The sequence below is a fragment of the Nostoc punctiforme PCC 73102 genome (assembly GCF_000020025.1).
In the GTDB taxonomy this organism is placed as follows: Bacteria; Cyanobacteriota; Cyanobacteriia; order Cyanobacteriales; family Nostocaceae; genus Nostoc; species Nostoc punctiforme.
The window spans coordinates 3,393,033-3,417,892 of the sequence record NC_010628.1 but is presented as its reverse complement, the minus strand read 5'-3'; the positions used below and the strand labels follow the sequence as shown (position 1 = coordinate 3,417,892).

Sequence of the window (24,860 nt, the reverse complement as noted above, 5' to 3'; positions counted from 1 at the left end):
TAAAGTTTTCAAGGTCAGTATGCGATCGCGTGAGATCGATTTTTTTAGTAACTAAAAAGTGGAGGATTAAGTTGTGACGTATTCTAACGACCCCAATTTGAATGTAGAAGATCAGCAGCCCCATTTAACCTTGAGTACAGCAGCGGCGCGTAATTTGGCGACAACGGCCAAATCTGCACCGCAAACCCAGGAAATTACATCGCGCTGGTTATTGAAGTTATTGCCGTGGGTGCAAACAAAAGGTGGCGCTTATCGGGTCAACCGTCGGTTGAGTTATTCCGTGGGTGATGGACGGGTGACTTTCACCAACACTGGAGCTGCGGTGCAGGTGATTCCCCTGGAACTTACTGAGTTGCCCTTGCTGCGAGGGTTTAACAACCTTGACGTATTGACCGGGTTAGCAAACCAGTTTGTTCAGCAGGAGTACGCTCCAGATGATGTAATCGTCGAACTTGGCCAGCCTGCCGATCGCGTCATTCTGATTGCTCGTGGCAAGGTAAACAAAATTGGTGTTGGCAAGTATGGCGAGCAGATCGTGTTCGATGTGCTCGCCGACGGCGACCATTTCGGCGATGAAACTGTGGTGCAGTCCGACGACACCTGGCAGTATACCCTCAAGGCAATTACCAGAACCATAGTTTTGTCGCTACCCCAAGAGGTGTTTGAGAGGGCGATCGATCAGTCCGAGGCCTTGCGAACTCATGTTGAACAGTTCCGCGTTCGCCTGAGCCAGCCACAGACTCCCCAAGGTGAAGCCGCTATTGAGCTGGCGGCTAATCATCCCCAAGAGGCTGAGTTGCCGGGAACCTTCGCTGATTACGAACTCAAACCCAGAGAATATGAGTTGAGCATTGCTCAAACGGTGTTGCGAGTAAGTACGCGGGTAGCCGATCTGTACAATGAACCATACAACCAGACAGAAGAACAACTGCGGCTGACTATCGAGGCATTGCGGGAACGTCAAGAACACGAGTTGCTCAACAATCGCGAATTCGGGTTGCTGCACAACGCCGACCTCAAGCAGCGGATCTATAGCAGTAGCGGTGCACCTACCCCCGACGACTTGGACGAGCTGTTAGCGACGGTATGGAAGGAGCCGGGATTCTTCCTGGCTCACCCCCGCACGATCGCTGCTTTCGGTCGTGAGGCCAACCGCCTTGGTCTCTATCCACAAAGCGTAGATGTAAACGGCGTTCAGGTCACATCTTGGCGCGGCGTACCTATCTTTCCTTCCAATAAGATCCCCATCACCAATAACCGCACCAGTTCTATCCTTTTGCTCCGCACTGGTGTAGAAAAACAAGGGGTGATCGGCTTACATCAAACTGGTATCCCCGATGAATACCAACCCAGCTTGTCTGTTCGATTCATGGGCATCAGCGAAAAGGCGATCATCTCTTACCTCGTTACCGCCTACTACTCCGCAGCCGTCCTCACTCCTGACGCACTTGGCATCCTCGAAGATGTTGAGATCGGGCGCTAAATATTCGTGAAAGGACTTACGCAACTGGCACATGGAACTAATTTGGCTCTAATGCTGATAAATCAAAGCTTACAAGCATTACAGGAATTTTCAGTTAATTGAACCACAAATATTGGTAAGGGCACAGCAATGCTGTGCCCCTACTGCGTGGTCTATTTACCTGCAAAAGGCTGTATGCAATTGAAGTATATGTGGCAGTTGACGCACTTTTATTAGTAACTAGAGGATGAGGTGATGACGGATTTTATTGAATCAAATTTAAATGTTGAGAGTGGACAACCTCAACAACTGAGTTTGAGTAAAGATGCTGCGCGTAATTTGTCCACGACCACCAAATCTGCACCGCAGACGCAGGAAATTACCTCACGGTGGTTGTTGAAGATGTTGCCGTGGGTGCAGACGAAGGGTGGCACTTATCGGCTGAACCGTCGGTTGACCTATACCGTGGGTGATGGGCGGTTGAGTTTCTCCAACACCGGAGCCGAGGTGCAGGTGATTCCCCAAGAACTTGGTGAGTTGCCCTTGCTGCGAGGATTTGACGATACCGAGGTGCTAAGGGCGTTGGCAAGTCGGTTTGTTCAGCAGGAGTTCGCACCTGGTGATATCATAGTCCAGTCAGGTCAGCCAGCCAATCAGCTTTTCTTGATCGCACATGGCAAGGTAAACAAGATTGCTATTGGCAAGTATGACGAGCAGCCTCTATTGGATATGCTAGCTGACGGTGATTATTTTGGCGATCGCGTGTTGGTGGAGTCAGAAAGCAATTGGAAGTTCACAGTCCAAGCTGTGACCCGATGCACCGTATTAGCACTACCACAACAGGCATTTCGGGAACTGCTCAACCAGTCGCAGGCCTTACAGGCTCAACTTGAGCAGTTTCGGATTCGTGCAGAACTTCCACAAAACAAGTATGGAGAAGCTGCGATCGCATTGTCAACCAGTCATAGCACTGAGACGACATTACCGGGAACATTTGTTGACTACGAACTTTCACCCCGCGAATATCAGTTAAGCATTGCTCAGACTATGTTGCGAGTGAATACTCGTGTTGCGGATCTGTACAATCAACCGTACAACCAGACGGAAGAACAATTGCGGCTGACAATTGAGGCATTGCGGGAACGTCAAGAATACGAGTTGATCAACAACCGCGAATTTGGATTGTTACACAACGCCGATCTCAAACAGCGCATCTACACCCGCAGCGGTCCCCCCAATCCTGATGACTTGGATGAATTAGTCACTCGTCGGCGGAAGTCGAGGTTCTTCCTAGCTCATCCCCGCACTATTGCAGCCTTCGGTCGCCAGTGCAACCGTCAAGGCATTTATCCAGACACCATCGACATGGATGGGAGCAAAATAATCACATGGCGCAATGTACCGATTCTGCCCTGTAACAAGATCCCGATTACCAAAAACCAGACCAGTTCTATCCTTATACTCCGCACTGGTGAAAAAGATCAGGGCGTGATTGGCCTACACCAAACAGGTATCCCGGACGAATACCAACCTAGTTTGTCCGTCCGATTCATGGGCATCAACGAAAAGGCTATCATCTCCTACCTCGTCACCGCCTACTACTCCGCAACCGTTCTTGTCCCCGACGCACTCGGCATCCTCGAAGATGTCGAAATCGGTCGCTGAGGGGAATCAAGCATCTGGACACTAAGGAGATGATCAAAAACCAATTAGCATCGAAGGTGCTGGCTTAAAACCTTAACATAATTAATTTCAGCTTTCGGAGAGCATCCAATTTTTCCAAAAATCACTTGATTGACGCAAAAATCCTTTACAAAACTCTTACCTTTGCGTTCTTCTCTAACGAGACGCTGCGCGAATGTGGTTCGTTTGTTCATTCTCTCATTTTTGTTTGAAGGCAACACAATAAACTTCTTGCAGAAGTCGGGAAAAGGGGAAGAGGAAAGGGGGAAAGGTTTTGTATTTTCCCTTCCCCTTTAACATGAGTCCCTTTTCCCACCTCTTGCTAAAAGCACTTTTGCAAGAGGTCTAATAAACCTGCATTGAAAATAAAACGGTTGGGATACTCCCGCCTTTCGTGCGACAATTGAAAGATAAATAAAGGTATAGGCAACTTTTGAAGTTGCTTATACCCTCAGATATATAAACTAAGTTTTTGTAGTCGCGTATGAGTCTAAGTTAGCGCTTGAGCAATTGCTGCCGAAAGTGACTCGTTTGCTGCTTGCTTCAACAATTCGGCTTTATCGGTCTGTTCCCAAGGCAAGTCTAAATCAGCCCGCCCAAAATGACCGTAAGCCGCGACGTCCTGATAAAAACGTCCGCCTCGTTCACTTGGTAAGTTGCGTAAGTTGAAGGTATGGATAATCCCTGCTGGACGCAGTTCAAAGTGTTGGTTGATTAATTCGAGTAAGGTTTCTTCATCCACCTTGCCAGTACCAAAGGTATCTACCAAAATGCTTGTTGGTCGCGCTACACCAATAGCATAAGATAGCTGGATTTCAACTTTTTCTGCTAACCCAGCAGCGACAATGTTTTTCGCCACATAGCGAGCCGCATAAGCCGCAGAACGGTCTACCTTCGTGGGGTCTTTGCCAGAAAAAGCGCCGCCACCATGTCGTGAATAACCACCGTAGGTATCAACGATTATTTTCCGTCCTGTCAGACCAGAGTCTCCTTGAGGACCACCAACGACAAATTTGCCAGTGGGGTTGACTAAAAAACGCGTCTGATCGTTAGGTTTAACGTCAATATCGCCAAAAACAGGTTCGACTACTGCTGACCAGAGGTCTTGTTTGATTTTGGCTTGTACAGCCGCCTCATCCGTAATTTCCCCAATCGTAGCTGTATGCTGGGTGGAAATTAGAATAGTATCAATACCTACTGGCCGCCCATCTTCGTAGACCACAGTTACTTGGGTTTTACCGTCAGGACGCAGGTATGACAATTCACCTGTTTTACGAACTGCTGCCAATCGGCGAGCAATACGGTGGGCGAGACTGATGGGTAAGGGCATCAGTTCTGGTGTTTCGTTACTGGCAAAACCGAACATTATACCTTGATCGCCTGCACCAATTTTGTCGAATAGCTCATCACTATCTTGCTGGCGAGTTTCTTGAGCGGTGTTAACACCTTGGGCAATATCGGGTGATTGTTCGTCTAAAGCCAGCAGAACGCTGGTGCTGTTAGCAGAAAAGCCATTATCAGCATTGGTATAGCCAATTTCGGCAATTTTTTTGCGGGCGAGATTGACGAAATTCACATTTGCTTTGGTGGTTATTTCACCAGTGATTAGCACCAAACCAGTGTTAACTACTACTTCAGCAGCGACACGGCTGCTGGGGTCTTGTGTCAGTAGGGCATCCAGAATGGTATCAGAAATCTGATCGCAGATTTTATCTGGATGACCTTCGGTGACTGACTCGGAGGTAAATAAATATCGACGAGACAAAGCAAATTCCTCCTGACTTGAGTTTTTTTGCTGACTAAATGTGGTATTTAGTTCAACTACCTAATTTAACGTGAGCTTCCAACGAACGGCATTCGCTATGCCTTGAGAGAAACAATTTAGTTTCCTAGGAGCCATCAAACTCACATTAATTTATGAAATCATAACAATATTTATACTTCAGTAGTTAGTATCTTGTTGATATTGATAAAAACCACTAACTATAAGGTAAGTATCTGTAAAAAAAATAAATTTATGGTAATTATTTTGTGGGCAGAATGTATTTAATAACACAAAAAAAGGGGACACCCGGAAGCGTCCCCACAAACTTTGACACAAGTACTGCTGCTTTTAAACCTGAACCGCTAACTTTGCTTCCGTAGCTGTTAAACGCTCATAGGCAGCACGCATTTTTAAACCTGTAAGTACTTGGAAGAAACCAGTACCATTATTGGAACCTGGATACTCACGGTGCTGGAGTAACAAATGAGTCAATTCACCCTGATATTTGGTGGATGTATTGCTGAGATGGGTTTCGATATAAATTACTTCTTCCAAGTTGTCAAATTGACCATCTACCTCTAGTACTGAGACATAGCGACCGTAGTAAACATCTGAACCGTAGTATAGTTGCATACCAGGATAAGAACAGGTCAGCTTACGTCCACAGGGAGTCCAATTAATTGTTGAGCCTTCATCAAATAGGTAGGTTGGATCAAAGCCTTCCTTACCTTCCCGTTGGAGCATACGTACTCGTAGGACTCGGCGCTCTGTGTCGTTTTTGATCAAGTTAGTGGGTAATACTTGGAGAACCACATCGGCAAATTCTCTTTGTGGTTCGATAAACTTTTCAAAGTCAGGTTTGCGGGAATTGATTTGCGCTAAGACATCTTCGTAGCGATGACCGCGTTCAGCCATATCTCGCTGGATTTTCCAGGCGATTTTGACTTCATCGCTAATATCAAAATAAACACTGAAGTCGATTAGCGATCGCACCCGCTCATCATATAAAGGATGCAGTCCTTCAACAACTATAATGTGATTCGGCTCTACTCGCTCTGGCGGGTCAATCAAGCCAGTTTCGTGGTTGTAAATCGGCTTATCAATCGCTTGACCACTTTTGAGCGTTTTAATTTGCTCATACATCAGGTCAAAATTGTTCGCTCTGGGGTCTAGTGCCGTTATCCCAGTTTCTTTACGCTGTTTGCGATCCAAGGAGTGATAATCATCTAAGCAGATGACTGTCATCAAATCTTCACCAAACAAATCTATCAAACGACGCAAAAACGTAGATTTCCCGCACCCAGAGTCTCCGGCTACTCCAATCAGTACCACACGTTCCGGCTTACTTGTCATAAATCCCCTCTAAAATACTAAAATTGTGTCAATATTTTTTCACACAGCAGATTCTGAAGCCAGGAGTTTACCCCTTTGGTTTATCCTGCGTTCTTGCTACCTAGCACATCTATAAGACACCAAGCGGGTAGGCAACAAAGTAATTAAGTTGCTACTCGTCGGACTAGCCTGAATGTTGGTGCCGGTAAGTATTTAATCCTAGTGGTATATTTGATTTTAACAGAAGGGGGTATCCCATACAAGATTACTGTCAAGAAGAATTAGCGTGGTTCATGAATCATTTTTAGGTGATTTAGTTGTTAATTTAAAAATGGGGATCAGCACCGCCCATCAGCGTTGCAACTTTATCAGACTGCTACTTCTGACTCTATACAATCAAGACTATAAGGTATAATTTATTATTATTGCCGCGAATTTCCTAATCTTCTTAAATTGTAATTCCTACTTGACAATCATTAAGATATTCAAAGCAAAAATCTACCCAACGAATGAGCCAACAACTTGCATTAGTCAAATTATTGGCTGTAAATTTATGTATATGGTCAAATACAAGCGTTTGGGTTATGGCAAAGTACTGACTAGAGGTTGACAGATTTTTCACATCAAGTGAAACTGGTTATACGTGCTAAAATCACAGTTCTCTCTATTGTTATGTTTGTAGCTGAAGTTGTAATAGTCATGTAGTTATCCATAAACAGTTCATAAAATATAGCTAACAATATTTCGAGAGAGCAGTAGATTTGGTGAAGCAAAACCAATGGGAAGAAAATCTTCTGGTATTGGTATTCTCCGATTTAAGTCCTCGAAGTAAGTAAGCACAACGGCAAATTTTGGAGGTAAACTGAACGGTAGCTTCCAGCAATCAAACTAGTTCTCCTATCAATATCTGCTATTGTGAGTTGCTCGTTGCCTAGTCAAGTAAAAAACTATCTCGTTGATGCGGGTGGTAGTTAACAAAAAAAAGATTAAATTGACTCATTATTAACATTCTCCATAAGACTTATCATTTACCTTAGAAGGTGAACAGGTGTGTTTTTTGCTATGCCTGCATGTCTTTGGTGAGTGTACTTAGCAAGGCATTAATTTAATGATGCCGTTTTTCCTTGAGAGCCAGTTTTGTGAAACGAAAATCCGGTAAACTAAAGCTGGCATGGGATAGGAATAGTTTTTTTTGAAAAACGGTTAAGTAAATTATCGGAGTGGTAGAACGAATGTACAATCAAGGTGCTGTTGAGGGTGCTGCCAACATAGAATTAGGTAGCCGCATCTTCGTTTATGAAGTAGTGGGTTTGCGTCAGGGGGAAGAAACCGATCAAACTAACTACCCAATTCGGAAAAGTGGCAGTGTGTTCATCAGAGTGCCTTACAACCGCATGAATCAAGAAATGCGACGTATCACTCGTCTAGGCGGCACAATTGTTAGCATCCAACCTATAACTGCTCTAGAACCAGTTAATGGTAAAGCCTCATTTGGGAATGCTACAAGCGTTGTCAGCGAATTAGCTAAATCTGGGGAAACTGCTAACAGTGAAGGGAATGGTAAAGCCACACCTGTAAATGCTCATAGTGCTGAAGAACAGAACAAGGACAAGAAAGGCAACACCATGACTCAAGCGAAAGCCAAAAAAGACCACGGTGACGTTCCTGTTAACACTTACCGTCCCAATGCTCCATTTATTGGCAAGGTAATATCTAATGAACCATTAGTCAAAGAAGGTGGTATTGGTATTGTTCAACACCTTAAATTTGACCTATCTGGTGGGGATTTGAAGTATATAGAAGGTCAAAGTATTGGCATTATTCCGCCAGGTTTAGACAAGAACGGCAAGCCTGAAAAACTCAGACTATATTCCATCGCCTCAACTCGTCATGGTGATGATGTAGATGATAAGACAGTATCACTGTGCGTCCGCCAGTTGGAGTACAAGCACCCAGAAACTGGCGAAACAGTCTACGGTGTTTGCTCTACGCACCTGTGTTTCCTCAAGCCAGGGGAAGAGGTAAAAATTACAGGGCCTGTGGGTAAGGAAATGTTGTTACCCAATGACCCTGATGCTAATGTTATCATGATGGCTACTGGAACAGGTATTGCGCCGATGCGGGCTTACTTGTGGCGTCAGTTTAAAGATGCGGAAAGAGCGGCTAACCCAGAATACCAATTTAAAGGATTCTCTTGGCTAATATTTGGCGTACCTACAACTCCAAACCTTTTATATAAGGAAGAACTGGAAGAGATTCAACAAAAATATCCTGAGAACTTCCGCCTAACTGCTGCCATCAGCCGCGAACAGAAAAATCCCCAAGGCGGTAGAATGTATATTCAAGACCGCGTAGCAGAACATGCTGATGAATTGTGGCAGTTGATTAAAAATGAAAAAACCCACACTTACATTTGCGGTTTGCGCGGTATGGAAGAAGGTATTGATGCAGCCTTAACTGCTGCTGCTGCTAAGGAAGGCGTAACCTGGAGTGATTACCAGAAGCAACTCAAGAAAGCCGGTCGCTGGCACGTAGAAACTTACTAATTTAGTCATTGGTCATTAGTCACTTGTACTGAGCGACTCGTGCCGAGCGGAGCCGAGGTAAGTCGAAGTATTAGTTTTAGACAAAGAACGAAGGACGAAGGACAAATGGCAAAGGAAGCAGGATAATCATCAGTAGGTAGGGCAAACGCTCTACCTACAATTGTTCTTGGTGAAATTGGGTGCAAAAATTGTGGGTGTGAAATTAGGAATACTCGGATTAGGCACTGTGGGAACGGGGACAGTGCAGTTGTTGCAAGATAAGGCTGGACGGCACCCGTTGTTACAAGAGATAGAAATCTATCGGGTGGGAGTAAAATCGCTCGATAAACCCCGTGCAGTAGAATTATCTACAGAAGTAGTAACGACAGATTTAGAATCAATTGTCAACGATCCGGCGGTAGATATAGTTGTCGAGGTGATGGGCGGACTGGAGCCGGCGCGATCGCTAATTCTCAAAGCTTTGAGTAATGGCAAACACGTAGTCACCGCCAACAAAGCAGCGATCGCTCGGTTTGGGGCGGAAATTTTCACAACTGCCAATCAAGCTGGCGTATACGTCATGCTAGAAGCTGCCGTGGGTGGTGGTATTCCGGTAATTCAACCCCTAAAGCAGTCTTTGAGTGTTAATCGCATTCACACTGTCACAGGCATCGTGAACGGTACAACTAACTACATCCTGACGCGGATGCAAACAGAAGGCAGCAACTTTAGCGATGTCTTAGCTGATGCCCAACGTTTGGGTTATGCTGAGGCTGACCCTACAGCCGATGTCGATGGCTTAGACGCAGCCGATAAAATTGCCATCCTGGCATCATTAGGCTTTGGTGGACGCATCAACCTACAAGATGTTTATACTGAGGGGATTCGGCAAGTCAGCAAAACAGATATTGCCTACGCCGAAAAATTAGGATTTGTGATTAAATTGTTAGCGATCGCTAAACGTGATACTCCCTCATCACCACTTTCCGTTAGAGTTCATCCGACTTTAGTGCCCCAAGCTCACCCTTTGGCTAGTATCAACGGCGTTTACAACGCCATTCTCGTCGAAGGAGAACCAATTGGGCAAGTAATGTTTTTCGGCCCTGGTGCTGGTGCTGGTGCAACCGCCAGTGCTGTGACATCAGATATCTTAAATCTAGTTGCTGTCCTCAAAACCAATACAGCAGTTGCAAATCCATTAATAGCTTGTGGACATCAAGAATACTGCCAAATTGCGCCGATGGCAGAACTGATAACTCGGTTTTATGCCCGTTTCCTTACCAATGACCAACCGGGAGTTATCGGGAAATTGGGGACTTGCTTTGGTAATTATGGCGTTAGCTTAGAGTCAATTGTCCAAACTGGCTTTCAAGGGGAACTAGCAGAGATTGTGGTTGTTACCCATGATGTGCCAGAAGGCAATTTTAGGCAAGCTTTGGCAGAAATTCAGAATTTGGAAGCGATTGAAAGCATTCCCAGCTTACTGCGTGTACTTTGAGATTAGTGGGGAGCGAGGCTCGTCAAGTCACTTTATTTCAAGCTTTTTACGGCATTTATCAAATGAATAAAGCCAGTGTGAAAATGTACCACATTATTGAAGGGAAATATCAATTGTTACCAGCAAATGAGTGGAAAGATTATCCTATTACGCCTTTGGGAGTTGAGCTAGGCTTATGGCAAGGAATTTATCAGAATGCGGAATTACTCTGGCTGCGCTGGTGGTATTTGCAAGGTAATTTGTTATTGAGTGGTGAGGAAAGAGCAGAACAGGAAAGCTAAAGAGCGGAATTAGAACGACAAAGAATCGATCGCTTAACAGCCCAATTGTGTAGACAGGGAGCGGCTTGTCGTTAGACATCGCTCAGTGTTGAAGCAGAGTTTTAAGTATAACTAACGTAGCTTGGGCAATTGTATACTAGCCCTACCTGTGATAGATTATTTCAGATAAAGTAATCACACTTTGCCAGCCAAGTTTATCAACTGCTTCAAATTCACAAGATAAGTAATGTTATTGGCGCTATCAATTTTGATCCACCCTTTTTCATGAAGCTTTTCCATGATTTTGGTGGTTTCTTCAACGCCGATTTCTGTCACCTCTGCTAAATCTTTAAAGGGAATGTTAAAAACTTCTCTTCCTAAGTCTGATTCCTGACCATAGCTTTCACCTAAAGTTACTAGGGTATGAGCGAGTTTGACTGCTGGTGGTGAAGACCGCATTTGTAATCGCTGGTTAATTTGCCGCAATCGCCGCACCATCAGTTGCAGCATCCGGTGATGTAACTGCGGGTCTTTAAACAATATTTGAATAAAACGCTCTCTGGAGATACTAAGCAACTTCACGGGTGAAAGGGCAATGACATCAGTTGAGCGTGGAGATTCATCTAAAATTGCCATCTCTCCAAAAAAATCGCCACGACCAAAAATTGCCAAAGCTACTGAATCGTCCCCGACAGTACGCCGGACTTTGACCCAACCAGAAACCACGAAGTAAACGGCGTTACCCCAGGCATCTTCCATCACAACGGCTCGCCCCGATGGGTATTCATGTTCAATTGCAACGTTGAGTAGCCATTCTAAGGTCTGTGGGTTGGCTGTACTCATCAAGGGGAAAAGTTCACTAAAAACCTCAGTTAGCATGAAATATTTGCAACAAATGGATTCAAGAGCGGGAAACTAACTTTGATACTATAAAGTTTGTTTAAATCGTAATCTTACTCAGAGTACGATCGCAAAATTTGTATTTATTTGAGATGAACTTTATAAGGTTGATCGGTCTAAAGTCCGATTACAACATAACAATTATGTACGCGATCGAAATCAGCGCTTTCACTGACAGACTTATAATTTGCTGTCTGTTGGTGGATTGCTATGTATTGCCAGTATTTTGATCTGTTGGTCTAAATTTTTCACTAATTGATTCAGTGTAGCTAAAGCCTCTGATTGCTGAGAGTCAAGGCTGGGATTCAACAAAAGCCGTTCTTGTAGTTCATGTAATTTGAAACTTAGTTGCTGAGAAATTCCTAAAGCATCACGTCCCAGACGCATTAATTGCTGTTGTTGATAGAACTTTAATGCTGCTCCCCGCAAGACTTGGAGTGTTGCCTCTTCACCGTAGGTTCCCGGCATAACTCGCAAGCGTAATAACAAGCGGTTTTTTTGATATACGTATTCCTTCTCTACCTGTTTTGGTTCCGCAAGCGTGGTGAGAGGCATGGAGGCAAACCGCTTTAATTCATTCAGTACTCCTTGGAAAACATAGAGCGGCAGTTTGTCTAATACAGACTGCAATATTCCATTATCACTCCACAGTATCCTGCCTTCGTAAGCTTGTCTTTCTAAATACAGCCGACCAATTCCCCCACTTAGAATTCGCCCTAGTAATTCCTCTAGTAATTTTTTAGGTGGTAGTGTTGGCAGCAACTCAATGGAAGTAAGTAATTCAGGAACTTGTGTAGGCAAAATAGGTAAATTGTTTGCTGCTGCAACGGATGTCTCGCCCTCTTGTCTCCTTAAAGTTTGAGATGATTGATCTAGCTCTGGGATAGGAGGCAAGTCTACACGCTGTCCAGAATGTTGACGCTTTTGTGTCTGAAACGCCATCAATATTGGGTGCTGATTTGATTCTGAGTCGACATTTAGTGAGGGAATAGGTTTGTCAGTATTTTGTTGGGGAAAGTCCTCTGTTGACTCATGCACAAGTTTTGCATCTAGCTGAGATGTATTCTTATGGTTGAGGTAGGCTGATAATATTCTGCGGTGAGAGTCGCTTGCGATCGCCTCAATCACCATTGTGCAATTGATATAAGACAAAATGCGACCAACATAATCTAGTGCCTCACTGTCTTGGGGATAAACCATACCTAGCAAGAGGTTTTTGTCCTCTAATCCCAAGGGCAAAATCTGATGGTAGAGGCAAGCTTCAAAGGATAAAAGATTATCAATCAGTTGGAACATTTGCTCGCGTTCCCCTCCTTCCTCCCATCTAGTTTGAGTAGCAGTTAGGATTTTCTGTAGATTTGCTGCGGTATCATTTAGTTCGCCCTCGGAAGACAGCATAGGTTTGATTGCGTGGTGTTTATTTATATTTTGCCTCTAATTGAGTAGGTAGTTAATAAAGATACTTTGTTTGATTGTTAAAATTTCAATTATATATACTTAAGTAGACGTAACTAGAAGATGAATTTTAGATGATGGATTGGGGATAATACTGAGGATTGGGCATTGGGCATTGGGCAAATAATTAATACTTCTTCTTACCCTAATCCCCTACTTTCCCTACTCCTCCACTTCGCCACTCTCCATTTGCCTTGTCTCACTCCCCCTAAATTGGCTACTCTTGGGTTCTTAAAGCTTGGGCTGCAAGATAAATTTTTGTCCATTCGCCTAACACTTGATGGGTTTTGAGCTTTAACTGTTGAGCTATTGTTTCTATTGAGTTACCTGCTTTCCGCAAATCTAGAATCTGCCGCCCCAGAGGAGTCAATTTTTCATCAAGTTGTTGCCATTGGTTTTGCGTTAACCCTAAGTTATGTTCTTGTAAGGAAATTGAGAGCCAGCTGTCTACTAGCTCTGGTTTACCTTTGAGGGCAAAAACACGCACAGCATGGTAACTAATTTTTTCTCGCAGACGGTAGACTTCTTTAGTCTGCTTATCTAGTTTCTGGGCGATCTCTTCTTGGGACTTACCTTGCAGATAGAGTCGTAGCCATTCTACTGCGTCTTTTCCCAGATTTTCTTGTAAATAATTTTCAAATTCTTTTTGGACGGACTGACGTAGGGCCTGTTGTTCTTCTAGTTGTTGTGTTTCTTGATATTCTGCGATCGCCTGACTATCCACTAAGTTAACTCGATTGTCATTGTCGTCGGTGAGGACTTCTTCTGACACCAGTTTAATCATGTCACGACCAGGCACTTGGGTTAAGCCACCGCGCTGAGTGCGACGCAAGTAATTTACAAACCGATAAGCTAATAGGGGTTGATTGCGTACTGGCCGCAAACAATATTCTTCTACAGTGGCAAATAGCAGAGCATCAGCCAATCGCCTATCGCTTGTATATTTGGCAAGATCGGCCATTTGTTGTTGCATATAGGCATCAGTTTGCAGTAATTCTTGGAGTACTTCTTGCAATACATCCATCACACTGCGCTGGCGATCGCGGCTGAGGGAAACCCAAGTCTGAATCTTATTCCGTAATGTCACTAAACTCCCTAGTCGCGTTATCAAGTTGCGATAAGCACGTTCTCGCCCAAATCCCAAATAACGTTGACGTAAAATCCTCCAGCGATATTCCATCGCTTGTTTGGCGATCTCAAGTTCCTTCGGGTTCAACAGATCAAAGCGTTTTGAGTCAGATCCAAATAGCCAGAGAATAATACTTTGCCTAGCAGCTTCATTCTGCTCTGGACATTCAACAGCCAAGCGCTTTTGCCAATCTAAAGCCAGTTTTTCCATATCTGTTGTCATACTGAGATTGCATTCCTCGAAACTCAATTTTGAAGTTTGCATCACAACCCCCATTTGTCCCACCTAATTGTTAACTGGCAGCTGCCCCAGATTTCATGAGTTTCATGAAAATAGCTCAGTGTTTCTACTCTTATTACGTCCTAATTCACTAGAATTATGCAGAAATTTCTACATTGATGTTTTTCTCTCAATCCCAAAATGCCCAAAACCCTTGTAAATGAAGCATTTAGAGCAACTCTGTGAATTTAAGCTTTTTGTAAAGTTATATTTTTTAACTGAGAACAGAAATCTGCCTAGAGTGGTGGGGATACACCTTTGCACGAGATAGGATCGGGGATATCTGATATTTTGTAACAGTATAGAAGGAACCAATCTAATTTAACTCAATCTCAGACGTTATTTCACCCGTATAAGTTTCACCCCTCTACAATCCCATACGTAGTAAAATACTTAGTTAAATCTTAATACGCTTGGTGTTCATCAGATTTTGCCCTATAACATTCCTTCAACCCTCTTAAAATAGCTTAATTCCCTCTTTTCTAAGGGGAATTACGCAAGAGGATCGAGCCTTAACTGAATTGTATTAAGTTAAATTTCTTAATATATTTTTATTTTATCTAAATGTATATACGTAAATTAGTGTTTCAGAGGAGTTTAATAAGCTGTTATATAAAACGTTTACATTCGTAAAAATGAATAGTCAACAGTCAATATGGATTTTGACTATTGACTCTGATTGTTGCTTCCCTCTGCTTCAAAATTCAACTTCTGCAAAATCTAAAAACAGAAAGAATGCAACCCTCAAAAGCTTTAATGGTCAGAAGCCTTAAAATAGACTTCTCAATAAATTCATTTGTAGGGATTCTTCGTTTTGAATTCCCCCGCAGGAGGTTGAATCTATCGATTGTTCGATCTGACAATGGGATTTTCTACAGATTCTCGATACCCTTGGACTTGTTCTGTATAAGCAATTGGTAGAACAGCTTCGACGTTTTCATGAGGACGAGGAATAATCACCCAGGATTCTAGGGTACCACCATATACATTCTCTGCGGCTTCAACACCAGCAGCCATAGCCGCTTTTACCTCAGAAACATCGCCACGAATATTAACTGTAAAACGGGCGCTACCCACTCTGATATATCCAACAAGGGTGACTCGACCAGCTTTTACCATAGCATCTGCTGCTGCTAGCACCGCCGGGAAACCTTTCGTTTCAAGTGCTCCAACTGCCTGTAATGACATTATTAATCTCCTGTATGAATAAACGATATGGGGGCTACAAGTTAATTGTACGAAGCTTCGCTACAGATTTTGATAGCAAAATTGCTTAGAACATGCGGAAAGGTTCTGATTCTTCAGTGAAATGGATTGGTAATATGGTTTCCACATTTTCGGGAGGATTAGGAACGATATAGTGGGTGATTACTGTACCAACCTTGACTTGCTCTCCAGCTTCGATTCCGGCTTCAACAGCTCTATTGACTTCAGAAACGTGTCCCCGGACAGCGACTAACAAACGAGCGCTTTCGGCTTGACCATAATACACAATCGTGACTGCGGCAGCTTTGACCATTGCATCTGCTGCGGCTAAAACACTAGGAAAACCTAAAGTTTCAATTACGCCAACCGCCATTGGCATGGCATTAGCTCCTGGAATAAGGGATAGGCGATATCAATTGTACGTGGCTTTAGTCCCAATTTTGACATTTTGCAAAATTTTCTTTAGTGGTGGGAATTAGGAGAGACGCGATTAATCGCGTCTTTACAAGAGTTAGAATATTTTGATTAGCCGCTAAACTATGTTTTATGTATTACAAATAATACTTGAGCATATTAGTTTGTGTAATTTTGTTGTTTAACAAAATCAGCGATGCACCAAAGCAAGCTAATACGATAAACTGAAATTTATGTTTCCGAATTTTCTTCCTCAAGCAGTTGGGCAACTGACAGAATCTGCCTCGATCGCACTAGCTCAGAATATTCAAACTGCTGCGATCGCTACTCCTTTAATTAATCAACCAGTTACCACAACTTATGTTAAGCAAGGGAGTGGTGGAACTCCTATTTTATTAATTCACGGCTTTGACAGTTCTGTATTAGAATTTCGGCGGCTTTTGCCACTACTCTCTAGAGATAATGAAACGTGGGCTGTGGATTTGTTGGGTTTTGGGTTTACAGATAGACTCTCAGGAATTGCTTATAGCCCAACTGCGATTAAAACCCATCTTTATTATTTCTGGAAAAGCTTAATTAACCAACCTGTTATTTTAGTGGGCGCTTCGATGGGGGGTGCGACGGCGATTGATTTTACGCTGACTTACCCGGAAGTTGTAAAAAAGCTGGTGTTGATTGATAGTGCGGGGTTAGCTGGTGGTTCACCGTTAAGTAAATTCATGTTTCCCCCATTGGATTATTTCGCAACTCAATTTTTGAGTAATCTAAAGGTGCGCGATCGCGTTTCTCGCATTGGATATAAAAATCAAAGTCTTGCTTCTGTGGATGCTTTATGTTGTGGCGCATTACATCTTCAAATGCCCAGTTGGAATCAAGCTTTGATTGCTTTTACTAAAAGTGGTGGTTACAGTGCTTTTAGATTTAAAAAAATATCACAAATTCTGCAACAAACGCTAATTTTATGGGGCGATTCTGATAAAATTTTGGGTACTAAGGATGCGATGAGATTTAAAAGAGCAATTCCCCACAGTACCCTCTTCTGGATTCAAGATTGTGGTCATCTTCCGCATCTGGAACAACCACAAATTACTGCACAGCATATTTTAGACTTTCGAGTTTAATTGTAGTTAAAACCCAAGAAGTCTGCTGCATCTCTTGCACTTTATTTGGATGTATTTAGAGAGAACGTTTTAAAAAAATACTCTATTTTACGCTGTCGGAAGTTTGCCTTTAACAAGGGGCATAATCCCCCTTGTTAAAGTTAGCTTGATTTGCGCCAAGCTGTACTAGTCAAGTAACCACATCTCATTAGAACTTTCAGGATACTCTACTGGTTGATTTTGTGGTTGATTTTGAGCTAATGTTTCCGATGAACGATGTGATTTTTTGTAGTTAAGTGGATTGTAATGATCTTTGACTGGTTTAATAGCAGTACTTTCTTTGACAACAAGTTTTTTAGAATTATCTTCTGCTGTTTGTTTTAAAGCATTAATTTCTTCTATAAGCTTGGAATTTGCTTCTGCAAGTTGCAGTGCTGTTTTTTTAGTTTCTTCAAGTTCTTTTGTTAGTTGTTCTAGTAATGATTTTTGTTCTGATACAAATGTTTTTTGTTTAGATAATTTTGATTGCAAATCAGCAACTTCTTGTCCAAGAGATGCTTCTTTTTTGTGGCTTGTTTCTAAATTACTTGTCAACTCTTTAACAGTCGCTTCTAAATCAGCTTTAGTTGGGCTTGTACGCTTAGTAGAATTTGGCTCAGATGTTTGTGCTGAGGATTCTTCATCAGATGAAGCCTGTTCTTCGGTAATTGCTTTTGCTGTAACCTCGATCGCAGATTCACCTTCTGGGGGTGTAAATTTTTGTGCCTCTTCTTGTAGTAAGTCAGAGAGACTTTGTTTCCTAGCCATTATTATTTTCTCCAATCACGCTGTAATTCATCAGCTGCACGACGGTAGTCTAACTCCGCCTCTCGTGCATTACTTCCTCGCCATTGAGCGATCGCTACACCCTCAAGCGCCGCTCGTTCATGAGCCTTATAAGCACGGATAAAGGTATTAAAAGCAGGAATACCTAATCTAGTGAGAGTGTTTTTTGCTTCTAGCGCTTCCCCAATACTGCGCGTATCGACTTTAGTTAGCAGTACCCGATGGGGGGTTCCCACGGGGATGACGGCTTCCTTAACTGTTTCCACGAGGATAGCTAAATCCATTGCGGATGGGGGTGTAGGCAAAACTAGATAATCTGCGATCGCAACTACCGCTACTAATGCTTCAGAGCGCAGCGCGGGAGGCGTATCCACCACTACTAAATCGTAACCTGTTATCTTTCCTAAATCACTTAAAAGCTTGGGATCTGTTTCTTGAGATAAATCAAATCCCATTCCTTGCTGACTGCGCCCAAACCACCAACTGGCAGAACCTTGAATATCTGCATCAATCAGCAACACCTTTTTTTTCTTCGCAAAGTTTGCAGCCAGATTGACTGCGGTAGTCGTTTTGCCGACTCCTCCTTTACCGTTGAGAATAGCGATGATTTTTGGCACTGCTTGCTTCCGATGCTGCCTCTTGAGTGCTGAGTTAGGAGTGCTGAGTTAGGAATAGAGACGCGATGAATCGCGTCTGTACAAGAGTTTTTATTATTCTCTTTTCAGTTCTCAGTCTCCAGTCTCTAGTCCCCAATCATGAATATACCGCTTTCTGTAACCCTAAGTAACATGAAAAGTCGTAACAATAAAATTCAGAAGCCATCAAATTTACAAACTCCTATGACAGCAACTTACAATCTGCCTGATGGGCCTCAAATGCCGCGCTGGTTGCGAACGATCAAGTTTATTAGTCAGCCAGTGAAATATGTCGATGATTTTGCCAAAACCTATGGTGACACTTTCACAATCAGGAGTAGTCGGTCTGATAACCATATTGTGTACTTTAGTCAACCTCAAGCGCTTGAGGAGATTTTTACTGCTGATTCGAGGCATTTTGAGGTTGGAAGGGGAAACACAGGACTAAGATTTTTACTTGGCGATCGCTCCTTTATGTTAGTGGATGGCGATCGCCACCAGCGCCAACGGCAACTATTAGCTCCCCCCTTTCATGGCGAAAGGATGCGGGCTTATGGTGAGGATATTCGGAAAATAACCCAACAGGTGAGCCATGAATGGAAAATTGGCAAGCCTTTTAATATCCGTGAGTCGATGCAAGAAATTACTTTGCGTGTTATCTTACGGGTTGTCTTTGGTTTGAATGAGGGAGAGCTTTTTGAAGAACTAAGGCGATCGCTAAGTGACTTACTAGACTTCATCAGTTCGCCCATAATGTCCAGCGCCTTCTTTTTCCGTTTCATACAAAAAGATTTTGGTGCGTGGAGTCCGTGGGGTAGGATTCTGCTACAACGGCAAAAAGTTGATCTACTTATCTATACTTTGCTTCGGGAACGTCGCGCCCAAACCGATCAAAATCGCCAAGACATCCTAAGTTTGATGATGGCTGCTCGTTACGACGATGGTCAAGGGATGTCAGACGAAGAATTACACGACGAGTTAATGACGCTGCTAGTAGCGGGACATGAAACTACTGCTTCTGCATTGACATGGGCTTTTTACTGGATTGACCATTTGCCAGAGGTGCGGGAGAAGTTGCTACAGGAACTCAACACCATTGGAGTTAACCCCGATTTGAGTAGTGTGGCTAAATTGCCCTATTTGACAGCAGTTTGCCAAGAAACATTGCGAATTTACCCAATTGCCATGACTGCTTTCGTGCGGATTGTGAAAACTCCAATTACAATTATGGGCTACGAGCTGCGAGAGGGAACGGCAATAGTCCCCAGTATTTATTTAGCGCATCATCGCGAAGAAGTTTATCCACAATCCAAACAGTTTAAGCCAGAACGCTTTTTAGAAAGACAATATTCACCTTATGAATATTTACCCTTTGGTGGCGGTAATCGTCGTTGTATTGGGATGGCATTTGCCCAGTATGAAATGAAAATTGTCTTAGCAACTGTTCTATCTGAATTTCAAGTATCGCTAGTTAATAAACGTCCTGTGCATCCTGTGCGCCGTGGATTAACTGTCGCTACACCGGCCGGAATGCGGATGGTTGCTACACCTCAAGTCAAGCGTGCAAATACGCCAGCCCTAGTTTAGGCAAGTAGGGTGGGGATTAAAATTCCCACCCTACTATCGTGTAATTATGAGATATCCTGATTCTCTTGCTTGTTAGCGAGTTTTTCATAATGTTCCTTGTCGCGGTATTTAATTGTTCTCATCGGTTGATTTCCAACAATTGCTAAAGGTTCAACATTCGCAGTTACAACAGTACCAGCCGCCACAATTGCACCATCTCCAATAGTAACTCCCGGAATAATTAGAACATTTCCGCCAATCCAAACATTGCGGCCAATGACAACAGGTTTATGAATGTAGACATTATGTTCATAAGGCAAATCATTACTTTGATAGTCGTGGTTTGCAGAGAGAATAATAACATTAAATCCGAGTGTGGTATTGTCGCCAATTGTGATTCCACCACGTCCATCTAAGAAGACATCCGGGCCGATATAGACTTTATTTCCCAGAGACACATTTTGCGGATGGTCAATTTTAATATCTCGCTTAAATCGTAGACCTGAGCCAGAAAATTTTAATTTACTCTTGAGTTCTTGATGCTTGTAGCGCCTAATTTTAGTTTCTAGATATTCTCCCCAGCGTACTAGACGAGGTACTAACCATTGTTCCAATAATCGCTCTAATTTATTTGTAATTTTATTTTTGATCTCTTTCATAAAACCTCACAAAAGTTTAGGAATCCTCTGGCTTTCAACCAAGGATACTCATTGCGTCCAGACTTGACAACAAGCCAACTGATGTAGCAAAATTCATTTAAGTCCCTTTCGTCCCACATCTCGAAGTGGGTAGGAGGCAATGCATGATTGGCAGTATTTCTTTAACCACGATCGCAGCGATTTAAATCAAGGCATTTACCGCATCTTTGAGCCGGAGTGGAAAGCAGAGATTGTCCACTGGTTCAGCCAAAAGGATGTAGCTAAGGAGCAAAAAGAAGATTTTATCCAAGCTTTAATAGATTGTGATGACGGTTGCGGCGATTTTTATCGTTATCGCGCCTATTTTTTGGCGGCTGAGGCTTTATCCCAGTTCCCAGAATGTAGTTTGGGTGATGCAATTGTAGAACAGTTACTCAAATGGAGTTATGCCTATTTTCGGCAAGATAAGCGAGATTGGCAGATATTACCAAAACCATTGGTGAAGACAGCTAGAAAAACGCTGGAATTAACCGACAGAAAACGGGTTATTGCTGCTTTTGTCCATTTGGTTCATACTACTGAAAGTCGTTCAATTCTTAGAGTTGCAGCCGAGAAATTAGGAACACTCGATCCTGGTAATAAAAGTGCGATCAAGGTTCTTTTCTTTGGATTATAGCTTCTATTACTTCTTTCTTTACAGAAATCATTCTACTAATAAAAGCATCATATTCTTCTTTTGGATAATATGGATTTTGCTGTGTAAAATATGTATTTTCCAAAAAGTTCAAAGCCAAAGCTGAACCAGGTTTATTCTTTTGTATCATTGAATATAGTTCTTTTAATTGAGCAAGGTGTTCAGCTAGAGACATTTCTGTAGTAGAGGAATATGTCGTTTCTACTCTACGATTTAAAATATCTTGCAAATGTTCATATTCAGCAGTGATAGTGCTAGTGTTGTGTCTAATAAATATGTGATAACGCTTAATTTTATCACTATCTTTCTTAGGCAAAAAGGGAATATATCGTGGATTATATTCTATAATCACAACCCGGAATAGTTTCCCTTTTAGTTTTGAATATTCTGATTCTTCGTATGAAAAATCTATAACATCAAAATTTAACTGAGACGGAATATATTTTTCGACTTTATTTTTAAAATCAGTTTTATCATTTAAATCAGGCAATCCCTTAGAATAAAAGCTGTTATCTTGTTTGTTTTCCTCAACACCAAAAATAATTACACCACCGGATTTATTAGCCATGCCAAGAATATTCTTGGCGATTTCATCTTCCGAAACAAGTTCACTTTTAAAGTCTAGATCATCATACTCTCCTGTATGGTTGCGGAGTAATTCACGAAAAGTTTCTCGACTTGGAGATTCAAAAAATTGAGCATAATCTTCTTTCCAGCTTTTAATTTTCTTTATGTTTGAGGACATAGAAAAATCGACCTGTATAGATAGCATCAAAGTTTAATTATGAAAATAATATTCATCAAGTTATTAGCTTGAAAAATACTCACTCATCCTCTGCTCCAAAACTTCCAATAACCCATCCACATCCTTCCCAACTTGCTCAAAACAAATCGGTGGTGCTGGTTCCGGTGCAAACTGAATCAACTTAATTTCCCCCTTTCCAATCCCAATCATCACAACTTCCACTTCCGGCTTGTGATTCTCGACAATTCCCAAAATTTCTTGCAGCCGATTTTCAACTCTATTATTTAAATTCTCTATCTGCTCTTTCGGACAATAAACAAAATGCGGCGTTGGTTGCAAATCAATACCAACAGTACCCTGACTGTCACCATTTGCTAACCACAATCCCCAAAACAGCGCCGCCAACTCTTGCTGATTTGCTTTGACAAACTTATCCAACTGGCGACGCCACTTAGTATCACCTGATTCTGGTTGACTATTACCAAAAAACATAAATAATTCGTAATGAAGACACAGACAATAGGCGAAACTTATCTCAAACCTGACTGTACACGCCAGAGGCCGGAATAAATCCCGTCTTTCTCCAGCAATTGCTCATGGGTTCCTGACTCTACTAATTTCCCATGTTCCATGACATAAATGCAATCGGCATTGCGGATGGTGGATAGACGATGAGCGATCGCAATTGTAGTTCTATCTACTGTAATCCGTTCGAGCGATCGCTGGATTGCAGCTTCTGTCTCATTATCCACTGCCGAGGTAGCTTCGTCTAAAATCAGAATGGGTGGATTTTTTAAGACTGCACGGGCGATCGCAATCCGTTGTCTTTGTCCACCAGATAACTTTTGTCCTCTTTCCCCCACAATTGTCTCATAACCTTCGGGCAATTCAACAATAAATTCGTGCGCCTCGGCTATCTTCGCCGCCGTGATGATTTCTTGCTCTGTAGTCTCAAAGCTACCGTAAGCAATATTCTCTGCTACAGTGCCATGAAATAGAAAAACATCTTGACTCACCAAACCAATACAGCGCCGTAAATCTTGCAAATTTAAACTTTGCAAATCAATACCATCGAGAGTAATGTTTCCTGTTTGCACTTCGTATAACCGCAACAAAAGCTTGACTAAAGTGCTTTTACCAGAACCTGTTGAACCGACAATTGCAATGGTTTTTCCAGCCGGAATATCCAAAGACAGATTTTTAATTACTGGAAATCTATCTTTATAGGCAAAATAAACATTTTTAAATTGCACTTCACCGCGCACTTCATTCACAGGTAACGCCACATTTCCTGTATGAATGGCGATAGGAGTATCTAACAAATTCATGACTCGATTAGTAGAAGCCATTGCTCGTTGATATTGGTCAAAAGTTTCGCCTAATCTTGTTAAAGGCCATAGCAAGCGCTGGATTAAAAACACTAATACACTGTAAGTACCTACAGACATTTGTCCAGAAACTGCTGCCATGCCACCATATAAGAGTAATGCTGTGAAACCCACTAAAATCAGCATCCGAATTAACGGTACAAAAGCAGCAGAAAGAGTAATTGCCTTGGAGTTACTGCGGCGATAAGCTTCACTATCTAATTCCAAACGAGAGGCTTCATAAGTTTCGGCAGTGAAACTTTTAATGGTAGTTATTCCACTAATATTGTTTGACAAACGCGAATTTAGGAAACCAACCTTTTCCCGGACATCGGCGTAGCGAGGCGCAAGCAGTCGTTGGTAAGCAAAAGAACCCCAGAGGATAAATGGCATCGGTGACAAAGCCATCCACGCGACACTAGGAGCCAAAATAAAGAAAGCAGCGCCAATAATTAGAACAGTTGCAGAAACTTGAATAATATCATTTGCTCCTCCATCCAAAAAACGCTCTAATTGGTTAATATCATCACTGAGGATAGACATTAAGCCGCCAGTGCTGCGTTCTTCAAAATAAGCCAATTCCAACTCTTGCAAATGTTTGTAGGCATCTAAACGCAAGTCATGCTGAATATTCTGAGCTAAATTCCGCCAAAGTCGAGCGTAGGCGTATTCAAAAACAGATTCTAGTATCCAAATGATGACAGTGAGAAAAGAAATAATCAAAAATTGTCCAAAGACATCGCGTACCCCTAACTGGGCAATTATAGAATCCTGTTGCTTGACTACTACATCCACAGCCACGCCAATTAAGCCTGGTGGTGCCAAGTCGAAAAATTTATTGAGGATAGAATAAGTAGTCGCTAGCCAAATTTGTTTACGATACTGATGTCCATACTCAAGCAAGCGCTGGAGAGGATGCGTTGAATGTTTACGCCTTCTTGATATCTGATGAGATTTTAATCCAGTAGCCACGGCTTTTTGCGGTTTCGTGCAGTTGATATTACCACATAACAAAGTCTCGAGTCCTGAATCTGAAGATTGAAGGCTTAATTCAGACAGATTGATGAGAGGATGTTTTAAAAGTCATGATTGATGTATCAAATATTTTTTACCCCACCCTAACCCTCCCCTTATAAAGGTGAGGGAACTAGATTTTCTTGTTTCTCCCCTTTATAAGGGGGGATTAAGAGGGGGGTAATAATTTCGATTAAAATCACAACATACCACTTTTAAAATATCCTCTGAGGCACTTAAACCTAGTCCTTTATGAAGGAATAGAATTGCTCGAAATCTTATCCACCTCTAAGGTAGCTTCATCTAAAACCAAAATGAGTGGATTCTTTAAGACTGCACCCTACAAACTAATAACAATATAATTTTGA

The 24,860-nt window shown here is 42.4% G+C and carries 20 protein-coding genes and 1 pseudogene; 8 read left to right on the top strand and 13 right to left on the bottom strand.

Annotated elements, in window-relative coordinates; all coding sequences use genetic code 11:
* Positions 1-73: 73 nt before the first annotated feature.
* Entirely contained in the window at positions 74-1,483 is a 1,410-nt protein-coding gene (locus NPUN_RS13915) for a family 2B encapsulin nanocompartment shell protein (RefSeq protein WP_012409286.1), read from the top strand.
* A gap of 234 nt (positions 1,484-1,717) precedes the next feature.
* Positions 1,718-3,127, top strand: coding sequence for a family 2B encapsulin nanocompartment shell protein (locus NPUN_RS13910; protein WP_012409285.1), 1,410 nt, complete (start codon positions 1,718-1,720; stop codon positions 3,125-3,127).
* A 508-nt stretch (positions 3,128-3,635) separates the two neighbouring features.
* Here the strand turns inward: NPUN_RS13910 and metK are convergent.
* On the bottom strand, positions 3,636-4,910 hold the full coding sequence (gene metK / locus NPUN_RS13905; protein WP_012409284.1) for a methionine adenosyltransferase: 1,275 nt from the start codon (positions 4,908-4,910) through the stop codon (positions 3,636-3,638).
* Between the two features lie 348 nt (positions 4,911-5,258).
* Positions 5,259-6,263 carry a phosphoribulokinase gene (locus NPUN_RS13900; RefSeq protein WP_012409283.1) on the bottom strand — a complete coding sequence of 335 codons (1,005 nt, stop codon included), beginning with the start codon at positions 6,261-6,263 and terminating at the stop codon, positions 5,259-5,261.
* Between the two features lie 1,211 nt (positions 6,264-7,474).
* Here NPUN_RS13900 and petH point away from each other — a divergent pair.
* From petH to NPUN_RS13885, 3 genes and pseudogenes are all read left to right on the top strand, one after another.
* Positions 7,475-8,788: a ferredoxin--NADP reductase gene (gene petH, locus NPUN_RS13895; protein ID WP_012409282.1), complete on the top strand. Its 1,314-nt coding sequence runs from the start codon at positions 7,475-7,477 to the stop codon at positions 8,786-8,788.
* Between the two features lie 190 nt (positions 8,789-8,978).
* On the top strand, positions 8,979-10,265 hold the full coding sequence (locus NPUN_RS13890; protein WP_012409281.1) for a homoserine dehydrogenase: 1,287 nt from the start codon (positions 8,979-8,981) through the stop codon (positions 10,263-10,265).
* 41 nt (positions 10,266-10,306) lie between these two features.
* Positions 10,307-10,546, top strand: a pseudogene (locus tag NPUN_RS13885) (Uma2 family endonuclease); the annotation flags it as partial.
* Between the two features lie 174 nt (positions 10,547-10,720).
* On the opposite strand, the gene NPUN_RS13880 reads toward NPUN_RS13885, so the two are convergent.
* The 5 genes from NPUN_RS13880 to NPUN_RS13860 all read right to left on the bottom strand — a co-directional run bounded on the left by NPUN_RS13880 (position 10,721) and on the right by NPUN_RS13860 (position 15,873).
* Positions 10,721-11,404 carry a Crp/Fnr family transcriptional regulator gene (locus NPUN_RS13880; RefSeq protein WP_012409279.1) on the bottom strand — a complete coding sequence of 228 codons (684 nt, stop codon included), beginning with the start codon at positions 11,402-11,404 and terminating at the stop codon, positions 10,721-10,723.
* Positions 11,405-11,605: 201 nt separating this feature from the next.
* Entirely contained in the window at positions 11,606-12,823 is a 1,218-nt protein-coding gene (locus tag NPUN_RS13875; RefSeq protein ID WP_041565399.1) for a GspE/PulE/PilB domain-containing protein, read from the bottom strand.
* A 274-nt stretch (positions 12,824-13,097) separates the two neighbouring features.
* Complete coding sequence (locus NPUN_RS13870) at positions 13,098-14,285, bottom strand: HetZ-related protein 2 (RefSeq protein ID WP_012409277.1); 1,188 nt, start codon at positions 14,283-14,285, stop codon at positions 13,098-13,100.
* Positions 14,286-15,128: 843 nt separating this feature from the next.
* Positions 15,129-15,476 (bottom strand): carbon dioxide-concentrating mechanism protein CcmK, encoded by a 348-nt coding sequence (locus tag NPUN_RS13865; protein ID WP_012409276.1) that lies wholly within the window; start codon positions 15,474-15,476, stop codon positions 15,129-15,131.
* An 85-nt stretch (positions 15,477-15,561) separates the two neighbouring features.
* The gene (locus NPUN_RS13860; RefSeq protein WP_012409275.1) at positions 15,562-15,873 is read right to left on the bottom strand and encodes a BMC domain-containing protein; all 312 of its coding nucleotides are present in this window, start codon (positions 15,871-15,873) and stop codon (positions 15,562-15,564) included.
* A gap of 268 nt (positions 15,874-16,141) precedes the next feature.
* Between NPUN_RS13860 and NPUN_RS13855 the strand changes: the two genes are divergently transcribed.
* Positions 16,142-17,029 (top strand): alpha/beta fold hydrolase, encoded by an 888-nt coding sequence (locus tag NPUN_RS13855; protein ID WP_012409274.1) that lies wholly within the window; start codon positions 16,142-16,144, stop codon positions 17,027-17,029.
* Positions 17,030-17,194: 165 nt separating this feature from the next.
* Here NPUN_RS13855 and NPUN_RS13850 read toward each other — a convergent pair whose 3' ends face one another.
* Positions 17,195-17,815 carry a hypothetical protein gene (locus NPUN_RS13850; protein ID WP_012409273.1) on the bottom strand — a complete coding sequence of 207 codons (621 nt, stop codon included), beginning with the start codon at positions 17,813-17,815 and terminating at the stop codon, positions 17,195-17,197.
* Positions 17,816-17,817: 2 nt separating this feature from the next.
* Positions 17,818-18,450 carry a ParA family protein gene (locus tag NPUN_RS13845; RefSeq protein WP_012409272.1) on the bottom strand — a complete coding sequence of 211 codons (633 nt, stop codon included), beginning with the start codon at positions 18,448-18,450 and terminating at the stop codon, positions 17,818-17,820.
* Positions 18,451-18,672: 222 nt separating this feature from the next.
* On the opposite strand from NPUN_RS13845, the gene NPUN_RS13840 reads away from it, so the two are divergent.
* The gene (locus tag NPUN_RS13840) at positions 18,673-20,055 is read left to right on the top strand and encodes a cytochrome P450 (RefSeq protein WP_041566140.1); all 1,383 of its coding nucleotides are present in this window, start codon (positions 18,673-18,675) and stop codon (positions 20,053-20,055) included.
* A gap of 44 nt (positions 20,056-20,099) precedes the next feature.
* Here the strand turns inward: NPUN_RS13840 and NPUN_RS13835 are convergent, their stop codons facing one another.
* The gene (locus tag NPUN_RS13835) at positions 20,100-20,693 is read right to left on the bottom strand and encodes an acyltransferase (RefSeq protein ID WP_012409270.1); all 594 of its coding nucleotides are present in this window, start codon (positions 20,691-20,693) and stop codon (positions 20,100-20,102) included.
* Between the two features lie 139 nt (positions 20,694-20,832).
* On the opposite strand from NPUN_RS13835, the gene NPUN_RS13830 reads away from it, so the two are divergent.
* Entirely contained in the window at positions 20,833-21,348 is a 516-nt protein-coding gene (locus NPUN_RS13830; protein WP_012409269.1) for a hypothetical protein, read from the top strand.
* Here the strand turns inward: NPUN_RS13830 and NPUN_RS13825 are convergent.
* The 3 genes from NPUN_RS13825 to NPUN_RS13815 form a co-directional block, all read right to left on the bottom strand.
* Positions 21,323-22,111 carry an AlbA family DNA-binding domain-containing protein gene (locus NPUN_RS13825; RefSeq protein ID WP_012409268.1) on the bottom strand — a complete coding sequence of 263 codons (789 nt, stop codon included), beginning with the start codon at positions 22,109-22,111 and terminating at the stop codon, positions 21,323-21,325. The two genes, NPUN_RS13830 and NPUN_RS13825, sit on opposite strands and share 26 nt — an antisense overlap.
* Positions 22,112-22,174: 63 nt before the next feature.
* Entirely contained in the window at positions 22,175-22,603 is a 429-nt protein-coding gene (ccmS, locus tag NPUN_RS13820) for a beta-carboxysome assembly chaperone CcmS (RefSeq protein ID WP_012409267.1), read from the bottom strand.
* Between the two features lie 38 nt (positions 22,604-22,641).
* Complete coding sequence (locus NPUN_RS13815) at positions 22,642-24,450, bottom strand: ABC transporter ATP-binding protein (RefSeq protein WP_041565398.1); 1,809 nt, start codon at positions 24,448-24,450, stop codon at positions 22,642-22,644.
* Between the last annotated feature and the right edge of the window lie 410 nt (positions 24,451-24,860).